The organism is Herbaspirillum sp. 1173 (genome assembly GCF_031455335.1).
In the GTDB taxonomy this organism is placed as follows: Bacteria; Pseudomonadota; Gammaproteobacteria; order Burkholderiales; family Burkholderiaceae_D; genus Herbaspirillum; species Herbaspirillum huttiense.
Window position 1 is genome coordinate 42,503 of record NZ_JAVDSP010000002.1, and the last position, 17,057, is coordinate 59,559.

A 17,057-nucleotide genomic window follows, 5' to 3' on the forward strand; every position below is an offset into this window, starting at 1 on the left:
TTTTTTGGCCCTCTTCTTTCCTGATCGTCCCATCGTGTCCGACAAATTCCTCTACGCACTCGCGCGCCCGCTGCTGTTTTCTCTGGAACCTGAAACCGCGCACCATCTGGTGCTGCCCGCCCTGCGCTGTGCCGCGCGCTACAGCCTGACGGACTTCGTCACCAAAAAGCCGGCCGCCGATCCGCGTACCGTCATGGGCATCACCTTCCCCAATCCGGTCGGCATGGCCGCCGGGCTGGACAAGGACGGCGCCTACATCGACGGCCTGGCCGCACTGGGCTTCGGATTCATCGAGGTCGGCACGGTCACGCCGCGCGCCCAGCCGGGCAATCCGCTGCCGCGCATGTTCCGCCTGCCGGCCGCCAGCGCAGTGATCAACCGCATGGGCTTCAACAATGGCGGGGTGGATGCCTTCGTGGCCAATGTGCAATCCTCGCGCTTCTACCAGGAGCGTCAGGGCGTGCTGGGCCTGAATATCGGCAAGAATGCCGATACCCCCATCGAGCGCGCCGCCGAGGATTACGTGGCCTGCCTGGAAAAGGTTTACCCCTACGCCAGCTATGTGACGGTGAATATTTCTTCTCCGAACACCAAGAACCTGCGCCAGCTGCAGGGGGCCTCTGAACTGGATTCCCTGCTGTCGCAGCTGAAGTCGGCCCAGCGCCGCCTGGCCGATCACCATGGCCGCTACGTACCGGTCGTGCTCAAGATCGCACCGGACATGGAGTTGGAGCAAGTGAAGAATGTTGCCGACGCGCTGCTGCGTCACCAGATCGATGGCGTCATCGCCACCAACACCACCATCACCCGCGATGCCGTGCAAGGCATGCCGCATGGGGAAGAAGCCGGCGGCCTGTCGGGCAAGCCGGTGCTGGAACTGTCCAACCAGGTGATCCGTGGCCTGAAGGCGGAAATCGGCGACGCCCTGCCCATCATCGGGGTGGGCGGTATCTTCAGCGGTGCCGATGCGCGCGCCAAAATCGATGCCGGCGCTTCACTGGTGCAGCTGTACACCGGCCTGATCTACCAGGGACCGGCGCTGGTGCATGAATGTGCCGAGGCGCTGCGCGCTCCGCAGGGCCCGGTCGCCGCGCATCACTGAAACCATCCGTCGCGCGCAAATGAAAACAGCAGGCCGCGTGCCTGCTGTTCTTCTTTGGGAAATCGCCGCGTTCAGTCCTTGGACGACTCCTTCTTGAGATTGAAAATCCGGCGCGCATTGGCATCGGATTCGGATTTCTTTTCAAAGTCGGTCTTTTCGCAACCGGCCAGCACAACACCGACGACCAGCGTCAGCAGCATGACGACGACACGCATGATATTCCCCTGAAGATTCGGAAGAGGCCCCGGATGGCCGCACTCCCCTCCCAAGGGCAGGCGGACAGCGCCGCCGCATGGACCGTTGCGGCCAGCAGAGGGGGCCGGCAGGCTGCATTTTATGCGCAAAAGTTCAGGATTCGATGACTATCCCTGAAAGTTTTCGCTCAAAAACGCCTGCCCGTTCCCCTCTATAATGGCAAGTTTCCGACGCCCGGCCGTCGCCCTGCTCAGTCTCCATGTCCGTCAACACCATCGCCATCAACCGCCAGATGCGCCGTTTCGATGACCAGGCCAGCGTCTGGCTGTTCGGTTACGGCTCCATCATTTTCAAGGCCGATTTCCCCTATCTGGAACGCCGTCCGGCCCACATCACCGGCTGGGCGCGGCGCTTCTGGCAAGGCTCGCACGATCACCGCGGCACCGCCGAGGCACCGGGCCGGGTCGTGACCCTGGTGCCAGAAGAAGGCGCCGACTGTGCCGGCATGGCTTACCTGATCACGCCAGAAGTCTTTGCCCATCTGGATCATCGCGAAAAGAACGGCTATCTGCGCCTGGCCACCACCATGCGCTTCGAGGACGGCCAGGCAGCAGAAGGCCTGATCTACATCGCCGCCGAAGACAATGAAGCCTTCGCCGGCCCGGCCAGCGAACTGGAGATCGCGCGCCAGATCGCCGGTGCGGTCGGTCCCAGCGGCCGCAACAGCGAATACCTGCTCAAGCTGGCCCAGGCCCTGCGTGACCTGGGCGCCGAAGACCGCCACGTGTTCGCCATCGAACAACATCTGCTGCAACTGACCGGGCAGCCAGCCGTGCTATCGTCTGCCCCTCGCCCCTGAGCACCGCATTGAACACGCCCACAAGGAAGAAGAACATGATCAAGTCCCTCGCTGCCAGCCTCACCCTCCTCATGGCGCTGACCGCCTGCACCACACCGGTGGAGCGCACCGCCAGCGGCGATATCCCCGCCGCCCGCGTCTACATCAAGAGCATGACCGAACAGGCCGCCGGCCTGTCGCAGATCAGCTTCACGCGCGCCGCCGGCCTGCTCAACAATGACATGCTGGAACTGGCCATCAACGATGTCGTGCTGGCCCAGATCGCCGGTGGCGAGCGCTTGTCGATCTGGCTCAAGCCCGGCAGCTACGATTTCAGCGTCAAACGCGTCAACAGCCTGGGCAGCAATGCCGGGCCGACCACCGACAAGCTGACCCTGCAAGTCGCCCAGGGCGGCAGCTACCAGATACAGATCAGTACCGAATTGCGCGGCCTGAACCTGCAACTGGCCAAGTAAGCCTGATCCTCCGACGCAACAAATTGCGACGGATTGCGCAGTTTTACACTTCAGCCCCTGTGGTACGGACGACACACCGTATCACAGGGGCTGGTCGCTTCTGGCCAGACGGAATTATCAAGCCATTGATTTAAAAGGAAATATTTTTTAAATCCGGACGCCCCTGACGACGCAAGGCGACATTATTCACAAATCAGATAACTGGTATTGGGATTCAAAAGTGGAAGCACGCCCGTGAAGCGAATATATTGCAATGCAACAGATCAATTTCTTCCTCACGGAGCTCACCATGAACATCGTCGCCGACATCCTCCCGTACACCCTGCTCATCGGCGCCATGGTCGCGCGCTACCTGATTTCGGTCAAGTAAGCAGCCTCCTGGCCGGGTGATCGCCGGTCTCCGCAAGGAGACCCGCTGGCATCCCGGAGCAGTTCTGAAAAGCGGTCATTGTCGCGTTGCAACGCTGACAAGCCGCTTTTTCTTTTGGCCCGGATCGGCGGCATGATCCGCACCATTCTGGCGCAAAATTGCACCATTATCATCATTATTGATATCTGAGTGATGTTCCTTGGTGCAATGTTGGTAGCCGCCTGCAGGTAAATGTCAGGTCGCGGCCTCACTTGCAAAGCTGCTGCAGCGCATTACACTCGCAAGCTTTGCCAACGCAACGAAAGTGAAGCATGAAGCGACTTGCCTCTCTCCTCGCCGCCTCCGCCCTGCTGCTGGCCGTGCAAGGCTGCGCCTGCGCGCCCGGCTTCGTCGGCTTTGACAGCCGCTGCCAGTTCATCAACGTTCCCAGCGGGCAACACTGAATGAACAAAAGCGCCGGATCGGCTCCTGGCGGAGCCCGTCACGGCGCTTTACATGCGTAATTTCAGGTTAAATCCTGAACCCTTCTTCACGCTGATTTCAGCGTTCATCTTTCCATCCCGCCTGCTTTGTCCGGTTTTTACTCCGCAGGCGGCAGTTGCCCCAGCCACTCCCGCAAATCGTGCATGGCCTGCTCGCGCAGCCCGGCTTCCTCGTTGAAGATCTCGTGATAGGCAGAGGCATACCAGTGCAGCGTCTTGCGCTCGCCCGGCAACGCCTCGAAGAAGGCCCGGCTGCCGCGCGGGGCGACGAAGGCATCGTCTCCCGCCACCTGCAGCAGCACCGGCCGCGTGAATTGGGCGGCATCACGCGCCACATGGTGCATGGCATCGAGCATGAAATTGAGCATGCGCGGCGCAATCTTGCCGTGGTTGAGCGGGTCCTGCCGGTAGGCCCGGACCTCATGCGGATCGTGCGAGATGCGCTCGGCCGGCAAGGCGGTCGGCAGGGCCAGCCCCGGCGCGATGGCCGACGACACCTTCAGCAGCAACCGCTGCCAGCCCGACAAATCCAGCGCCAGGGCCGGCGAGGACAACGCCAGTGCCCGCACCGGACTGAAACCGCCAGTGGCAAACCGCGCCGCGACCAGCCCGCCCATGCTGTGGCCGAACAGCAGCGGCGTACACTGGGTGCGGCGGCTGAAGTCATCGAAGGTCTGCTTCAGGTCCCGCAGCAGGTCATCCGGCTGGATCAGGCTGCCCTGCCGCCCTCCTGAATTGCCATGGCCGCGATGGTCGCAGATGCGCACCGAACAGCCCGCTGCATTGAACAATTGCGCCAGCGCGCCATAGCGCCCGCCGTGCTCGCCCAGTCCATGTACCATCTGCACGGCCGAAGTGGCCCCGGGCAGCAGCCAGTCGCGGCAAAACAGCCGGGTGCCGTCGGCGGCGTCGATCCAGTGTTCCTGTACCGGGAGGGGAAGCGTCATGGTTTGTCGAGAAGAGTGGAATTGACGTCGGCCTGGCGGCGCGCGGTGCGCCAGGCCTTGCGCAGGCGGCGGCTCTGGCGCAGGGCGAGGTGCAGCGATGCGGCCCAGGACAGCGGACGCGGATGCACCACGGCGCGCAGCGCGCGGGCATAGTCCAGCACCATGCCGGGGGTCCAGGCCATGGTCACGGCGCGTTTGCGGATCTGGCTGGCGACCCAGATCTCCGGCGTGAACATCATCCTGACCGCATTGAACCAGTGCCGGTCGCGTCCGCCGATGACGCCTTCCAGCGCGGCCTCCAGCGCATGCGCCACGGTGCTGGAGCAGTTGCGATAGGTCAGGTTGTAAATCTCGGTCTGGCGGTAGTGCTGCCAGAAGCGGTCCAGCGAGGCGCGGCGGTAATCACGGAAAACGATCTTCTCGGTCGATTCACACCAGGCGGCGGCTTCGCTGCGGTAGTCGGTCAGGTAGCGGCCCTTGACGTCATTGTCGGCCGTGGCGCGCAGCAGGCGGGCAAACTGGTCCGGCGAGCGGTCGATTTCTTCGGCCGGATAAAGGCTGATGTAGAGCTCGGGCAGGATTTCCAGCGCCGCATGGCCGGTCGAGATGACCCCCTGGTTGTCGACGGCGGCGATGTAGCGGTCGATCAGCGGCTGCCGTCGGGCAGGGCCCTTGGCGCTGCCGGCGGGCGTCCACACGTGCACGGTCAGCGGGGGCTGTGCCCCGGAAGGCGGCTTTGCCGGGGCCGGCGCCCCGGCACCCAGTTGCGCCTGCAGGTCAGGCGCACCGTCATGCAAGCCGGCATCGAACGGGCGGTCATCGCCGCTGTTGCGCGCAACCAGCACATCGGCCGAGGCCTGCTGCGGCAGCATGCGGCTGCGCAGCGCCAGCCAGATCATGTTCCAGCCGCCGAAGATCAGGCCCAGCGCCAGGCAATACGGTACCGTGCCCTTGTAATGCGTCGGGTAAGGCTGGAAGAAGAAGATCGCCAGCAGGATCTGCACGATCCCCCCGAACATGGCCGTGCGCCAGCGCGGAAAGCGCACCACCAGCGCCGAAGTGATCTGCAGCGAGCCGCCGATGGTGAAGGCAATGCCAAAAAGCATGGCCAGCGCCATGTTGCTGGCCTGGTGCTGGGTGATGACCAGCACCGCAATGAGCAGGAACAGTCCGCCCTTGGCATAGCGCAGCGTCTTCTGTGCTCCCACGCCGCTATTGGCCATCCACAGCGTTACCAGGCTTTCCACCAGCAGCAGATAACCGAACAGGGTCAGCGGGAAATTGAGCACGCCATCAAGCGCATCGATCATCAGCGAGACGCCAACGGCGCCCCAGGCCAGGCCGGCCACGGCCAGCGCATGCCAGTTGCGGCGGATAAAATCGGCACCCAGCAATAACAAGACAAGTCGTATCACGGCATTCTCCGGGGCATGCGCCCTTCCCTTTGCGATCCCGCATTCTGGGGGATTCCCTGCGGCGAGGCAAATCGCCCTGCCGGCAAGGCTGGCCGACGCGGTCGCAATCGCGCACAATGCCGGGCTGTCTTCCCTTGCTGCCGCCCATGTCCATGTCCATGTCCTTGCCGGTCCTGATCTCCGCCCTTGCCAGCAGCCTGCTGCTGCCGCCCGTCTCGCCCTTCCTGATGTGCCTGGCCGGGTTCTGGCTACGCCGTCGCGCGCCCCGCCCCGGCCTGGCCCTGATGCTGCTGGGCGCCCTGATCCTGCTGGTACTCAGCACGCGCATCGGGGCCCTGTGGGTGATCCGGCCACTGGAAGCGCAATACGCTCCACTGGCCAGCGCCGGCAATGCGCAAGCCATCGTCGTCCTGGGATCGGGCCGGATCGACCAGGCACCGGAATACGGCGGCAGCGATGACTCCACCGCCATCGGCATGAAGCGCCTGCAATACGCGGCCTATCTGGCGCGCCACACCGGCTTGCCGCTCCTGGTCACGGGCGGCAGCCCCGACGGCTCGCCCGAAAGCGAAGCCGCGCTGATGGCGCGCAACCTGCAGCGCGACTTCGGGGTGCCGGTGCGTTGGCAGGAAACGCGCGCCGATACCACCGCCCAGAACGCCAGCTATTCCGCCGCCATGCTCAAGGCTGACGGCATCGAACGCATCCTGCTGGTGACCGACAGCATCCACATGCCGCGCGCCATGCGCGTCTTTGCGCACACCGGCTTGCAGGTGCAGGCCGCGCCGACCGTGTTCGCCGGCCGGTCGCGCCCGCGCCTGACCGACTACCTGCCGCGCGCCGGCAACCTGGAGCTGGCCAGCTACGCCCTGCGCGAGTGGGTCGGTCAGCTGTGGTACAGCCTCAGGCGCGCCGTGGGGCAGTGAAAACAAGGGTTGCAGCACAAGCCAACTCATAAAATGAATGCCCTTGCGCCTCCTGTTCCGCCATTCAGCACGGCGACGGCGCGGTAGAGTGACAAAGTCGCGCGCATTTCGTCAGTAAACGCCCGTGCACACTACCTTGACCTAGCAACAACACGCTCACGCAAGCCGATGCACCCGGCCCGCCAGGCCAGGTGCCACCGTCCCGGCACAACGATGCCAGCGAGCGCCTCTACACAATGGGAGATATCATCATGGGCCAGTTGTCCTTCAGTAAGAAACTGTGGCTGCCACTCGGTTTGAGCCTCATCGCACTGCTGGCGATATCCATCTTCAGCGCTGTCATGGTGCGCGATGTGCGCATGGAAGAGCGCAAGAACGACCTCACCAACATCGGCCAGACCGCGCTGTCCATGGTCAAGGGTTATGGCGCGCTGGCCGAATCCGGCGCGCTGACCAAGGAAGAAGCGCAAAAACGCGCCAAAGCCGCCATGAAGAGTCTGCGCTACGGCACCGACGGTTACTTCTCGATTTCCACCTCGGCGCAGATCATCGTCATGCATCCGATCAAGACCGAACTGGACGGCAAGGACCTGACCAACTTCAAGGATCCGGCCGGCAAGAACCTGTTCGTCGAGATCACCAAGGCCGGCAGCCAGCCCGGCGGCAGCTTCGTCAATTACCTGTGGCCCAAAGTCGGGGCGGCCGAACCGGTGCCCAAGACCTCCTTCGTGATCGCCTATCAGCCCTGGGACTGGAACCTGACCACCGGGGCCTACATGGATGACATCAACGCCGCCTTCATGCGTACGCTGACACAGATGGCGATCCTCTTTGCCGTGGTGGCGGCGGCCCTGATAGCGCTGGTGATCGTGATCAACCGCGGCATCCTGCGCACCATTGGCGGCGATCCGGCCAAGGCGGCCGAGGTCGCCAACCGCATCGCCCAAGGCGACCTCACCCCCAACATCGACACCGCACCGGGCGATCGGAGCAGCCTGCTCTACGCAGTGCGCAGCATGCGCGATTCGCTGCTGAGTACCATCGCCAACATCAAGACCTCGGCCGACACCATCGCCACTGCCAGCCAGGAAATCGCCAGCGGCAACCTCGACCTGTCAAGCCGCACCGAGCAACAGGCCGGCTCCATCGAGGAAACCGCCTCGGCCATGGAAGAACTGACCGCCACGGTCAAGCAGAATGCCGACAACGCGCGCCAGGCCAACCAGTTGGCCGAATCGGCATCGGAAGTGGCGATCCAGGGTGGCAGCGTGGTCGGCCAGGTGGTGCAGACCATGGAAGGCATCACCGACAGCTCGCGCAAGATTGCCGACATCATCGGCGTGATCGACGGCATCGCCTTCCAGACCAACATCCTGGCGCTGAACGCGGCAGTAGAAGCGGCGCGCGCCGGCGAGCAGGGGCGCGGCTTTGCGGTGGTGGCCTCGGAAGTGCGCTCTCTGGCCCAGCGTTCGGCCTCGGCCGCCAAGGAGATCAAGTCGCTCATCGATGACTCGGTGGCCAAGGTCGACACCGGCAGCAAGCTGGTCGAACAGGCCGGTGCCACCATGACCGAAGTGGTGGCCAGCGTGCGCCGCGTGACCGACATCGTCGGCGAAATCAGCTCGGCCAGCCAGGAGCAGAGCGCCGGCATCGCCGAAGTCGGCCGTGCGATCACGCAGATGGATGAGGGGACGCAGCAGAACGCCGCGCTGGTGGAGCAAGCCGCCGCTGCGGCGCAATCGCTGCAGGATCAGGCGGCCACCCTGGCCGGTCTGGTCGGACGTTTCCAGACTGATGGCAGCCAGGCGCGCGCCGTTCCATCTGCACCGGCGGCGGTCAAGCCGGCCGCACGCCCGGCACCTGCCGCATCGGCGAGCGCTGCGCCGCGCAAGCCGGCGGCGGCTCCGGCGGCACGTGCGACCATTCCAGCACCCAAGGCCGCCCCGGCCAAACCCGCTGCAGCCGCCGCGCCCAAGGCGGAGGCACCCGCAGCCAAGCCCGCTGGCAAACCGTCGCGCCTGCCTGCGGGCGACGATGAAGGGGATTGGGAAACCTTCTGAGCCCCCCTTGCCTTGCGCAACACCAGCCCGCTTCATGCGGGCTTTTTTCATGGAGACGCCATTCAGGCCAGGGCGGCGCGGCTTTCCCCCACCAGCCGGCTGATCAGCCCGGAGTCGGGCGCCACCGCCAGTGCGCGCGCCGTATCCTGCTTGCCGCTGGCCAGCAGGCCCTGCTCATTGGGAGCAATGGTGTATTCGCTATGGCAGGCCGGGCAGTACAGCGTATCGCCGGCCACGGCTTCCCGGGGCCGTACGATGATCGGGCCGCATGAGAGGCAGCGCTGCAGAGGAATGCCCTCATCGCTGTGGCCCACGATGTGGGCCAGTTCCGCATCGGCCTGCAGGCCAATGAAGCGGCGTCCCAACTCGGCATCGAACTGCTTGCCGAGCTCACCCTCGATGATTTCCATGGCCCGTGCAATCGGCATCCCGCTGCGATAGGGACGCGTGCTGGTCATGGCGTCGAAGGCGTCGCAGATGCCGACGATGCGCGCAGCCAGCGGGATGTCCTCACCGCGCCGTCCGAAGGGATAGCCGCGCCCGTCCGGTGTTTCGTGATGCAGCAGCACCGCCTCTTCGGCCAGGGCTGCCAGCGGGTGGCCCGCCAGCATGCGGTGGCCGATCTCGGGATGCGTCCTGATGACCGCATATTCCGCCTCATCCAGCCGCGATTTCTTGCCCAGTACGGCATCGGGGATGCCGATCTTGCCGAGGTCATGCAGGAAGGCACCGATGGTGATGCGGGCCACCTGCTCCGCGGGCAGTCCGGCGGAATGCGCCAGCAGACGCGACAAGCGCGCCACCCGCCACAGATGCCCGCCGGTATAGGGATCGCGCGCCTCCACCGCCCAGGCCAGCAGGAACAGGCTCATCAGCAGTTGCTCGTCATGTGCCGCCTGGCGCGCAGCTTTGTTGCGGGTGGCGCGCTGCCACAGGGAAAGCAGATTCATCCGGCAGCTCCTTGTCGGGCAGGCTCATCGTAGACCAGGCGGATATCGACCTCGCGATCAACGAACTGCCATTCGGCACTCCGGCGCAATCGCGCGACCAACTCTTCGAATGCTTCAGCGTGTTCCGGCGCGTACTCGAACCAGGTCAGGAAATCAAAAGGCTGGCCCAGTTCGCGCGCATGGTAGAGACGGCGCGCAATCGGTGGCAGGTACTCCAGTCCGATGGCGATGTGGTGCGACTGCTCCTCCAGGATCGCGCGGCGCTCATCCTGCGCCAGCGCCCACCAGGCCGGGTTCTTGCGGATCGGGATGAGGGCTGCGCAGCGCGCCTCGGGCCGCCCCAGACCCTGTTGCACCGCGCCCAGCGTATCGAGTTCGTGCCGCGTGGCATAACGCGCATGACCGGTGGCACCGTCCAGGCGCCACTGCACGCCAGTCGTAGCGGTGGACTGCGCCTCGCCGGGACCGGCGACGGCAAGCCTTCCCGCCATTGCCAGCGATTCGCCGACCACGGCGTCGACGCGCAGGATACGCCAGCCTCCACTGAGACCAGCGACGAATGCGGTATGGATCACGCTCATGCTCAATCTCTCCAGGACTTACCAGCGCAACAGGCGCGGACCCAGCAGCAGGCCAAGTGCTGCCGGAATGAGGATCCCGAGGAAATACCAGATTCCCCAGAACGGCACGCCCATCTCCGGGCAATGCAGGCAATACACCATGGTCGCCGTGGCACCGGCCAGCAGGCCAGCCACCGCACCGCTCAGGCGCAGCCGGGTCGGGGCCATGCCGCGCACGGCCCAGAAGATGCCGATGAAGAGTGGAATCGACAGCAGCGCGATGTTGAACGGGCAGCTGCGCCAGCTGATCCCCATCAGCAGCGGCAGCCGCTGGGCTACCGGTGCACTGAGCAACACGGCTGCGCCACCGAGCCACACTGCCATGGCAGGCAGGGCGATGCCTGCCCAATTGGCACCCACGCGCAATCCCGGACGCACCAGGCGTCGCAGCACCAGCATGGCCCCCACGGCCAATGTGGTGGGAAAGGCCAGCTTGATCCAGAACAGAGGCACGCCCAGCATCACCGCCAGATCGGGACGCAGCCCGTAGATCTTCAGCATCAGCAACAGCGAACCCAAGCCGCCCAGCACCAGGGCCTGGGCCATCTGCTTGACCGGCAAACGCCGGTCCACCGGTGCCACGCCGCTGGCCATCATCGAAATAAGGTCTTCAGTCTTCATGCTTGCAGTTTCTCCCGGATCTTCAGGGCCAGGGCCTTGAGGCCACGATGGATGCCGACCTTCACGGCCGATTCCGACATCCCGGTCAGTTGTGCCGTCTCGGCCACCGACAGGCCTTCCAGCTTGACGTGAACGATCGGCAAACGCTGCTTGTCGGGCAATTCCTCCAGCAGCGCACCGACATCGCGCCGCGCCTGCGCCGGTTCATCATCACAGGTGGTGAGCAGGTCGTGCTCTTCGTCCAGCGGGTCGTTGAAGGCTTCGCGGCGCGAACGGGCGCGCAGGAAGTCCATCAGCTTGTAGCGCGCGATGGCATGCACCCAGGCCGTCAGCGGCTGATCGGGGCGATAGGTATGGCGGGCGTTGTGGATGGCCAGCAGGGTTTCCTGCACCACATCCTCGACGTCATCCTGCAGATGCACCAGGCGCTTGCGCAGGAAGGCGCGCAGGCGGCCGCTCAATTCGGCCAGAAACTGGCGATAGGCCACGGCGTCGCCGTCGAGACCGGCCAGCAGCAGCATGCGCAGGCGCTCCTCGGCGGGATGCGAGGGCTTGCCGGGACGGCCTGCCACCTCATCCGGCAAGGCCGGGCCGCCAGTCGCCAACAGGAAAGGACTTTCAGTCATGGGCACGCCACCAGATCACCAACGAAGCAGCCACGGGCCGCACAAGGCGCCGGCCCCCGTCGGCAGCGCCACCCCCAGTACATACCAGACACCCCAGAACGGCGGCGCCATCTCCACGCAATAAAGCGAATAGACTAGCACGCCCTGTGCGCCGGCCACCAATCCAGCCACCGCACCCGCCGCACGCAATTGCGTGGGGGCCATCCCGCGCAGGAACCACAGCATGCTCGCCAGCGTGGGCAAGGACAGCAAGGCCACATTGGCCGAACACACTTCCCAGCTGCTGCCCAGCAGCAGGTCCAGCCGCTGCGAGGGCGGCGCCAGCGCCAGCCAGCTGCCACCGGCCAGCCACAGCAAGGCCGGTGGCAGCAGCAGTCCTGCCGCCGGAGCCAGCCCCATGCGCATGCCCGGCAGCGCCAGGCGCGAGGCAGCCAGCTGCCCGGCCAGCAGGGCCGCCAGCGGGAACGAGACCTTCATCCAGAACAGCGGCTGCTGCAACAGTTCACGCAGGTCGCTGCGCACCCCATAGAGTATGGCCAGCAGCAGGGCCGCACCCATCAGGCCCAGGGCCAGCGCCACCGCCATGCGCGCGGCCACGTTGCGCACCAGGCTGCGCTGGACGGGGCCGGGGGGCTCGCCCGTTCCGGTTGCCAGCATGTTGACCAGTTCCATCGTTTTCATTCACATCCCCTTAGTGCCCCTGCGGGCGGACTGCGCAATGGCGCGCTCTCTTTTGTATTCGTTCACAACAGCGCTGCGGTTACAGCAGACGCGAAAAATATTTTTTCAAAAAATCTTCATCGCGCTGTAACCGGCCAGCCACTCCCTGCGAATTAACAAGCAGATCGGACGCAAAGCAGCAGCAAGCGAAACGCCGGTCAGTGTCATCTTCCACTTCATCCATTTTCAGGAGCACACCATGAACCACTTCGTCGCCACCGCCGCACTGACCCTCGCCACCCTCGCCTCCGGCGTCGCCATGGCGCAAGACAAGCAACCGATGAACAAGACCGCCGTCGAGAAGTGCTACGGCGTCTCCCTGGCCGGCCAGAACGACTGCAAGGCTGGTGAAGGCACCACCTGCGCCGGCACCGCCAAGATGGATTACCAGGGCAATGCCTGGAAGAACGTCCCGGCCGGCACCTGCACCTCGATCAAGACTCCGCGCGGCATGGGCTCGCTCAAGCCGGTCTGATCGTTCCGGAGCCATCGGCCATGACAACGTCACCCCTCACCGCCGGCCTGGGTCTCAAACCCCAGCATTTCGATGCAGCGCTGGCCTGCAAGGCCGCGGGACTGTGGTTCGAAGTCCATCCGGAAAACTACCTGATGGACGGCGGCCCCCGCCTGGCCTGGCTGCAGGCGATCCGGGAGCATCATCCGGTGGCCCTGCACGGGGTGTCGATGTCACTGGCCGGGCCCGACGCGCCCGATCCGCTGCATCTGCGCAAACTGGCACAACTGGTGTCGCGCATCGAACCGGCGCTGGTGTCCGAACACCTCGCTTGGTCGCGCATCGGCGGCCACTACCTGCCCGACCTGCTGCCGGTGCCGCGTACCAACGACACACTGGCACGCCTGGCTGACAACATCAGCCGCACCCAGGATGTTCTGCAGCGCCGGATCGCGCTGGAGAACCCGTCGCATTACCTGCACATGGAACAGCACAGCTGGAGCGAGCCGGACTTCCTGCGCGAACTGGTGCGCCGGACCGGCTGCGGCTTGCTGGTCGACGTCAACAATGTGCACGTGAGCGCCTGCAATCTCGGCACCGATGCGCGCCACTACCTGGACCAGTTGCCGTTCGAAGACATTCTCGAAATCCATCTGGCCGGCCACAGTGCCGATGCCAGCCTGCCCGGCCTGCTGGTCGATTCCCATGACGCCCCGGTGGCGGCAGCGGTCTGGGAGCTCTACGCGCATCTGCTGGCACGCACCGGGGAGCGTCCCACCCTGATCGAACGGGATGGCAACGTGCCCGCTTTCGACGTGCTGCTGGCCGAGCGCAACATGGCCGGCACCTTGCTGCATCCGGCAGTTGCCGCGCACGAGGAGCAAGCCGCATGAATGCCCCCGACCATCGCTACTACGCCAGCTTCCTGCAGGCCCTCCTGAACGGGCAGAGCGACGACCCTGGCGTTGCCGCGCTGCTGGCGCAACCGGCCTTCGCGGTCTATCGCAATACCGTCTTCAAGGGCTGCGTCGACGCCCTGCTGGCCAACTATCCGGCGGTGCACCGGCTGGTCGGCAGCCCCTGGATGGAATCTGCAGCGCAAGCCTTTGCGCGCGAGCACTTGCCACAAGAAGCCAGCCTCATCTGCTATGGGGCGGGCTTTGCCGATTTCCTTGCCACGCTGGAAGCGGCACGGGAATTGCCCTACCTGCCGGGCGTCGCCACCCTGGACCGCTGCTGGACCGAAGCGCACCTGGCCGCCGACGACCCGCTGCTGGACGTGTCGGCCCTGCACACGGCGCTGGCCGCCGGCCAGGACATCAGGCTGGTACCGCATGCCGCCAGCCGCTGGCATCACGATCCGCAGCATCCGGTCTACACCATCTGGAGCATCAACCGCAGCGATGCTGACGACACCGAAATCGCCCCCGAATGGCAGGGCGAAGGAGCCCTGCTCACACGCCCGCACGGCCAGGTGCAGTGGCGCCCGCTGAGTGCGGGTGCAGCACGCTTTCTCGATGCCTGCCGCGATGGCTGCGGCATCGCCAGCGCTGCCGGCCAGGCGCTGGCCCGGGAGCCCGGCCTGGAGATCGGCACCATGCTGGGCCAGTTGATCCAGGCCGATGCCTTTACCTCGTTTCACTGAACGGAGACTTTCATGAACCAGCCCGCCACCCTGCCTGCCGACGTGCAGCCCTCTCCCTCGCTGTGGTCGCGCGCTGCCGACCTGGCCACCAGGGTGATCAGCGACAACGTGCTGACGCTGGTCGCCCGCGTGGCGATCGCAGCGATCTTCTTCCTCTCGGGCCGCACCAAGGTCAGCGGTTTCCTTGACATCAAGGACAGCACCTATGTCCTGTTCCAGGAGGAATACCACCTGCCGCTGGTACCACCCGACCTGGCCGCACACCTGGCGACCTATGCGGAACACTTCTTCCCGCTGCTGCTGATCCTCGGCCTCTTCACCCGGGGCGCGGCCCTGGCTTTGCTGGGCATGACCACCGTCATCGAGATCTTCGTCTATCCCGATGCCTGGCCCACGCACCTGTCCTGGGCGGGCTTGCTGCTGCTCCTGGTGGCGCGCGGCGGTGGCAAGTGGTCGCTGGACCGATGCTTCAGTCTGCGCTGAACGGAAACACGATGGATCGCCCGTCCACCGGCCTGCTGGCCGACATCATTGAAGAAAGCTTCACTTCGGCCTTCAACCACCATGCTGCGGGCCGCCTGCAAGCTGCCGAGGAGGACTATCGCCTGGTCCTCGCCATGGAGGAGCAGTACGCCCCGGCCCAGCACTACCTGGGCGTACTGCTGCACCAGTGCGGACGGCACGAAGAAGGCCTGGCGCTGATGCACGAAGCCGCGCGCACCAGCCCGCCCGATGCCGACTGGTGCAATGATCTGGGCAACGTCCTGTTCGCCTGCGGGCGTTTCGACCAGGCGGAGCTGGCCTACGGACAAGCCCTGACCTTGCGCTCCGACGATGCCCAACTGTGGACCAACCTGGCCGCCGCGCGGCGTGCGCAGCACCAGCCGCAGGCTGCCATCGCCGCCTGCGAGCAGGCCCTGTTGCGAGATCCGCATTGCCTCCCTGCCCTGTACCAGCTGGCTGACCTCTACGCTGCGCTGGGCGACCGCATGCGGAGTTCGCGTTACCAGTGCCTGGCCTTCGTACTGCCTCCGCATGAGGGGAAGTCACGCGAGCTGCTGGCCATTTCCTTCTACTTCCTGGGACGGATGGAAGAAGCGGCGCAAGTCTGCCGCCAGTGGCTGCAGGAAGAGCCGGGCCACCCCATCGCCAGCCACATGCATGCGGCGTACGCGGGTCTGCCCAGCCACAGCGTACCGCGCGATTACATCGTGCGTCGCTTCGATGAGTATGCCGATCACTTCGACAGCAACCTGGTCAGCCACCTGGACTATCGCGGACCGGAAGTGCTGGGCACGTTGCTTAACGCCTTCCTGCCGGGGATGGCGCCAAGTGTGGTGCTGGACGCCGGCTGCGGCACCGGGCTGTGTGCGCCGGTCCTCGCGCCTTACGCGCTGGCTCTGGAAGGCGTGGACCTTTCCCCCAACATGTTGCGTCATGCCGCGCAACACCCGCAGTACACGGCGCTGGCACAGGCGGACGTGGTGGAATGGATGGCAGCCCATCCGGCACGCTATGGCCTGATCGCCGCCTGTGACGTGCTGATCTACTGCGGGGAGCTGGCGTCCTTCTTCGCAGCGGCGCGACGCTCCCTGCAGACGCAGGGCCATCTGATCTTCACGGTGGAACTGGCTGGTGAAGAACACGCCGCTCCCTACACGCTCCATCCCAGCGGCCGCTTCCGCCACCAGCGCAGTTATGTCGAACACTGCCTGCAAGCCGCGGGCCTGGAGGTGCTGCTGGTGCGCGAAGAAAGCCTGCGCGTCGAAATGCAGCAGGCCGTGCCGGGACTGGTTGTCCTGGCACGGGGGTGAACGATCGCGCCGGAGCGTCGGCGCGACTTGGCCGCGCTCAGGCGATGGCGCGAGCGATGGCCGGCAACATGTCCGACGGTTCCGGACGGCGGGTGTAGTCAGGATTGACTTCGGCATAAACGATCACGCCATCCGGCGCGATCACGTAGCGGGCCGGCATGGGCAGCGTCCAGCTGGCATCGCCATTGAAAGCCGGCAATTCATTCTTGAGCGAGCGATACAGCTCCACCAGATAATCCGGCAAGGTGAAGCGCAGTCCGAAGGCGGCGGCTACCTCATTGCCCGCGTCCGAGAGGATGGGGAATTCCAGCCCGTTCTGGCGCATCGCCTTGCGGCTGTTGGCCGGCAGCTGCGGCGAGATCGCCACCAGGCTGGCTCCGGCCTGCTGCAACTGCGGCAGGACTTCCTGCAGCGCCTGCAATTCCATATTGCAGTAAGGGCACCACACACCACGATAGAAACTCACCGCCAGCGGTCCTCGGGCCAGCAGCTCGGCGGAGGAGACCGGCTTGCCATCCGGATCGGCCAGCGTGAACTGCGGTGCACGGTCACCCGCCTTGAGCGCCCGTGCGGCCGCCCCTGATGCGATCAGTTCATCGGTGGCGCGCTGCATGGTGGCAATGACCGGTGCGGGTACGTTGTAGGGTGGCTTGCCGGCCACGAAGTCGGCTTTGAAGGCGTCCAGCTTGTCTTGCAGAGTCATGAAGAGGCTCCTGTCATTGAGGTAGGTAAATGGGATAAGGCTGCTCGGCGGTGTTCCTCACCACCGATGCAGCGCATTCTGGTCCTCTGCCGA

General features: G+C 65.1%; 20 protein-coding genes. 11 read left to right on the forward strand and 9 right to left on the reverse strand.

The features are described from left to right. Positions 1 to 34: 34 nt before the first annotated feature. Positions 35 to 1,102 carry a quinone-dependent dihydroorotate dehydrogenase gene (locus J2X56_RS08165; RefSeq protein ID WP_121045336.1) on the forward strand — a complete coding sequence of 356 codons (1,068 nt, stop codon included), beginning with the start codon at positions 35 to 37 and terminating at the stop codon, positions 1,100 to 1,102. Positions 1,103 to 1,173: 71 nt separating this feature from the next. On the opposite strand, the gene J2X56_RS08170 is transcribed toward J2X56_RS08165, so the two are convergent. After that, positions 1,174 to 1,317 (reverse strand): hypothetical protein, encoded by a 144-nt coding sequence (locus tag J2X56_RS08170; RefSeq protein ID WP_157845704.1) that lies wholly within the window; start codon positions 1,315 to 1,317, stop codon positions 1,174 to 1,176. Positions 1,318 to 1,556: 239 nt separating this feature from the next. On the opposite strand from J2X56_RS08170, the gene J2X56_RS08175 reads away from it, so the two are divergent. The 3 genes from J2X56_RS08175 to J2X56_RS08185 all read left to right on the forward strand — a co-directional run bounded on the left by J2X56_RS08175 (position 1,557) and on the right by J2X56_RS08185 (position 3,424). Continuing rightward, on the forward strand, positions 1,557 to 2,156 hold the full coding sequence (locus J2X56_RS08175) for a gamma-glutamylcyclotransferase (RefSeq protein ID WP_034341210.1): 600 nt from the start codon (positions 1,557 to 1,559) through the stop codon (positions 2,154 to 2,156). A 35-nt stretch (positions 2,157 to 2,191) separates the two neighbouring features. After that, positions 2,192 to 2,611, forward strand: a complete 420-nt coding sequence (locus tag J2X56_RS08180) for a hypothetical protein (protein WP_039784805.1) — start codon at positions 2,192 to 2,194, stop codon at positions 2,609 to 2,611. Between the two features lie 681 nt (positions 2,612 to 3,292). After that, the gene (locus tag J2X56_RS08185) at positions 3,293 to 3,424 is read left to right on the forward strand and encodes a hypothetical protein (protein WP_310159517.1); all 132 of its coding nucleotides are present in this window, start codon (positions 3,293 to 3,295) and stop codon (positions 3,422 to 3,424) included. A 137-nt stretch (positions 3,425 to 3,561) separates the two neighbouring features. Here the strand turns inward: J2X56_RS08185 and J2X56_RS08190 are convergent, their stop codons facing one another. Together J2X56_RS08190 and J2X56_RS08195 are read right to left on the reverse strand one after the other, a co-directional pair. Then, positions 3,562 to 4,410 (reverse strand): alpha/beta hydrolase, encoded by an 849-nt coding sequence (locus J2X56_RS08190; protein ID WP_209567160.1) that lies wholly within the window; start codon positions 4,408 to 4,410, stop codon positions 3,562 to 3,564. Then, positions 4,407 to 5,825 (reverse strand): HdeD family acid-resistance protein, encoded by a 1,419-nt coding sequence (locus tag J2X56_RS08195; protein ID WP_252695293.1) that lies wholly within the window; start codon positions 5,823 to 5,825, stop codon positions 4,407 to 4,409. Before J2X56_RS08195 ends, J2X56_RS08190 begins: the two co-directional genes overlap by 4 nt. A 146-nt stretch (positions 5,826 to 5,971) precedes the next feature. On the opposite strand from J2X56_RS08195, the gene J2X56_RS08200 reads away from it, so the two are divergent. Next, entirely contained in the window at positions 5,972 to 6,751 is a 780-nt protein-coding gene (locus J2X56_RS08200) for a YdcF family protein (RefSeq protein WP_375713566.1), read from the forward strand. A 251-nt stretch (positions 6,752 to 7,002) separates the two neighbouring features. Further along, entirely contained in the window at positions 7,003 to 8,811 is a 1,809-nt protein-coding gene (locus J2X56_RS08205; RefSeq protein WP_134134567.1) for a methyl-accepting chemotaxis protein, read from the forward strand. A 62-nt stretch (positions 8,812 to 8,873) separates the two neighbouring features. Here the strand turns inward: J2X56_RS08205 and J2X56_RS08210 are convergent, their stop codons facing one another. Genes J2X56_RS08210 through J2X56_RS08230 form a run of 5 tightly spaced genes read right to left on the reverse strand, consistent with a single transcriptional unit; the run spans position 8,874 to position 12,309 of the window. Continuing rightward, positions 8,874 to 9,761 (reverse strand): HD-GYP domain-containing protein, encoded by an 888-nt coding sequence (locus J2X56_RS08210; RefSeq protein ID WP_199725121.1) that lies wholly within the window; start codon positions 9,759 to 9,761, stop codon positions 8,874 to 8,876. Beyond that, positions 9,758 to 10,342 (reverse strand): chlorite dismutase family protein, encoded by a 585-nt coding sequence (locus tag J2X56_RS08215; protein ID WP_199725122.1) that lies wholly within the window; start codon positions 10,340 to 10,342, stop codon positions 9,758 to 9,760. Before J2X56_RS08215 ends, J2X56_RS08210 begins: the two co-directional genes overlap by 4 nt. An 18-nt stretch (positions 10,343 to 10,360) precedes the next feature. Next, positions 10,361 to 11,002, reverse strand: a complete 642-nt coding sequence (locus J2X56_RS08220; protein ID WP_134134565.1) for a DUF1109 domain-containing protein — start codon at positions 11,000 to 11,002, stop codon at positions 10,361 to 10,363. After that, entirely contained in the window at positions 10,999 to 11,628 is a 630-nt protein-coding gene (locus J2X56_RS08225; protein WP_039784802.1) for a sigma-70 family RNA polymerase sigma factor, read from the reverse strand. Before J2X56_RS08225 ends, J2X56_RS08220 begins: the two co-directional genes overlap by 4 nt. 15 nt (positions 11,629 to 11,643) lie before the next feature. Continuing rightward, positions 11,644 to 12,309 (reverse strand): DUF1109 domain-containing protein, encoded by a 666-nt coding sequence (locus tag J2X56_RS08230; RefSeq protein WP_227022575.1) that lies wholly within the window; start codon positions 12,307 to 12,309, stop codon positions 11,644 to 11,646. A gap of 238 nt (positions 12,310 to 12,547) precedes the next feature. Here J2X56_RS08230 and J2X56_RS08235 point away from each other — a divergent pair, with 238 nt between their 5' ends. From J2X56_RS08235 to J2X56_RS08255, 5 genes are read left to right on the forward strand one after another with little or no spacing between them, the layout of a single operon-like run. Then, positions 12,548 to 12,823, forward strand: a complete 276-nt coding sequence (locus J2X56_RS08235) for a DUF2282 domain-containing protein (RefSeq protein WP_121044835.1) — start codon at positions 12,548 to 12,550, stop codon at positions 12,821 to 12,823. Positions 12,824 to 12,843: 20 nt separating this feature from the next. Next, positions 12,844 to 13,695, forward strand: a complete 852-nt coding sequence (locus tag J2X56_RS08240; RefSeq protein WP_134134564.1) for a DUF692 domain-containing protein — start codon at positions 12,844 to 12,846, stop codon at positions 13,693 to 13,695. Next, on the forward strand, positions 13,692 to 14,447 hold the full coding sequence (locus J2X56_RS08245; RefSeq protein WP_134134563.1) for a DNA-binding domain-containing protein: 756 nt from the start codon (positions 13,692 to 13,694) through the stop codon (positions 14,445 to 14,447). Before J2X56_RS08240 ends, J2X56_RS08245 begins: the two co-directional genes overlap by 4 nt. A 12-nt stretch (positions 14,448 to 14,459) precedes the next feature. Then, positions 14,460 to 14,930: a DoxX family protein gene (locus J2X56_RS08250; RefSeq protein ID WP_310159532.1), complete on the forward strand. Its 471-nt coding sequence runs from the start codon at positions 14,460 to 14,462 to the stop codon at positions 14,928 to 14,930. 11 nt (positions 14,931 to 14,941) lie between these two features. Continuing rightward, a complete protein-coding gene (locus tag J2X56_RS08255) occupies positions 14,942 to 16,261 on the forward strand; it encodes a tetratricopeptide repeat protein (protein ID WP_310159535.1) in 1,320 nt (439 codons plus the stop codon). Positions 16,262 to 16,298: 37 nt separating this feature from the next. Here J2X56_RS08255 and J2X56_RS08260 read toward each other — a convergent pair whose 3' ends face one another. Continuing rightward, positions 16,299 to 16,964, reverse strand: a complete 666-nt coding sequence (locus J2X56_RS08260) for a peroxiredoxin-like family protein (protein WP_121044845.1) — start codon at positions 16,962 to 16,964, stop codon at positions 16,299 to 16,301. Positions 16,965 to 17,057 lie beyond the last annotated feature (93 nt).

Bases quoted from the DNA above. Each gene is read 5' to 3' on its own strand.
- J2X56_RS08170 (WP_157845704.1), bottom strand. From the start codon at position 1,317: ATGCGTGTCGTCGTCATGCTGCTGACGCTGGTCGTCGGTGTTGTGCTG.
- J2X56_RS08175 (WP_034341210.1), top strand. From the start codon at position 1,557: ATGTCCGTCAACACCATCGCCATCAACCGCCAGATGCGCCGTTTCGAT.
- J2X56_RS08180 (WP_039784805.1), top strand. From the start codon at position 2,192: ATGATCAAGTCCCTCGCTGCCAGCCTCACCCTCCTCATGGCGCTGACC.
- J2X56_RS08185 (WP_310159517.1), top strand. From the start codon at position 3,293: ATGAAGCGACTTGCCTCTCTCCTCGCCGCCTCCGCCCTGCTGCTGGCC.
- J2X56_RS08190 (WP_209567160.1), bottom strand. From the start codon at position 4,410: ATGACGCTTCCCCTCCCGGTACAGGAACACTGGATCGACGCCGCCGAC.
- J2X56_RS08200 (WP_375713566.1), top strand. From the start codon at position 5,972: ATGTCCATGTCCATGTCCTTGCCGGTCCTGATCTCCGCCCTTGCCAGC.
- J2X56_RS08205 (WP_134134567.1), top strand. From the start codon at position 7,003: ATGGGCCAGTTGTCCTTCAGTAAGAAACTGTGGCTGCCACTCGGTTTG.
- J2X56_RS08210 (WP_199725121.1), bottom strand. From the start codon at position 9,761: ATGAATCTGCTTTCCCTGTGGCAGCGCGCCACCCGCAACAAAGCTGCG.
- J2X56_RS08215 (WP_199725122.1), bottom strand. From the start codon at position 10,342: ATGAGCGTGATCCATACCGCATTCGTCGCTGGTCTCAGTGGAGGCTGG.
- J2X56_RS08220 (WP_134134565.1), bottom strand. From the start codon at position 11,002: ATGAAGACTGAAGACCTTATTTCGATGATGGCCAGCGGCGTGGCACCG.
- J2X56_RS08225 (WP_039784802.1), bottom strand. From the start codon at position 11,628: ATGACTGAAAGTCCTTTCCTGTTGGCGACTGGCGGCCCGGCCTTGCCG.
- J2X56_RS08230 (WP_227022575.1), bottom strand. From the start codon at position 12,309: ATGAAAACGATGGAACTGGTCAACATGCTGGCAACCGGAACGGGCGAG.
- J2X56_RS08235 (WP_121044835.1), top strand. From the start codon at position 12,548: ATGAACCACTTCGTCGCCACCGCCGCACTGACCCTCGCCACCCTCGCC.
- J2X56_RS08240 (WP_134134564.1), top strand. From the start codon at position 12,844: ATGACAACGTCACCCCTCACCGCCGGCCTGGGTCTCAAACCCCAGCAT.
- J2X56_RS08245 (WP_134134563.1), top strand. From the start codon at position 13,692: ATGAATGCCCCCGACCATCGCTACTACGCCAGCTTCCTGCAGGCCCTC.
- J2X56_RS08250 (WP_310159532.1), top strand. From the start codon at position 14,460: ATGAACCAGCCCGCCACCCTGCCTGCCGACGTGCAGCCCTCTCCCTCG.
- J2X56_RS08255 (WP_310159535.1), top strand. From the start codon at position 14,942: ATGGATCGCCCGTCCACCGGCCTGCTGGCCGACATCATTGAAGAAAGC.
- J2X56_RS08260 (WP_121044845.1), bottom strand. From the start codon at position 16,964: ATGACTCTGCAAGACAAGCTGGACGCCTTCAAAGCCGACTTCGTGGCC.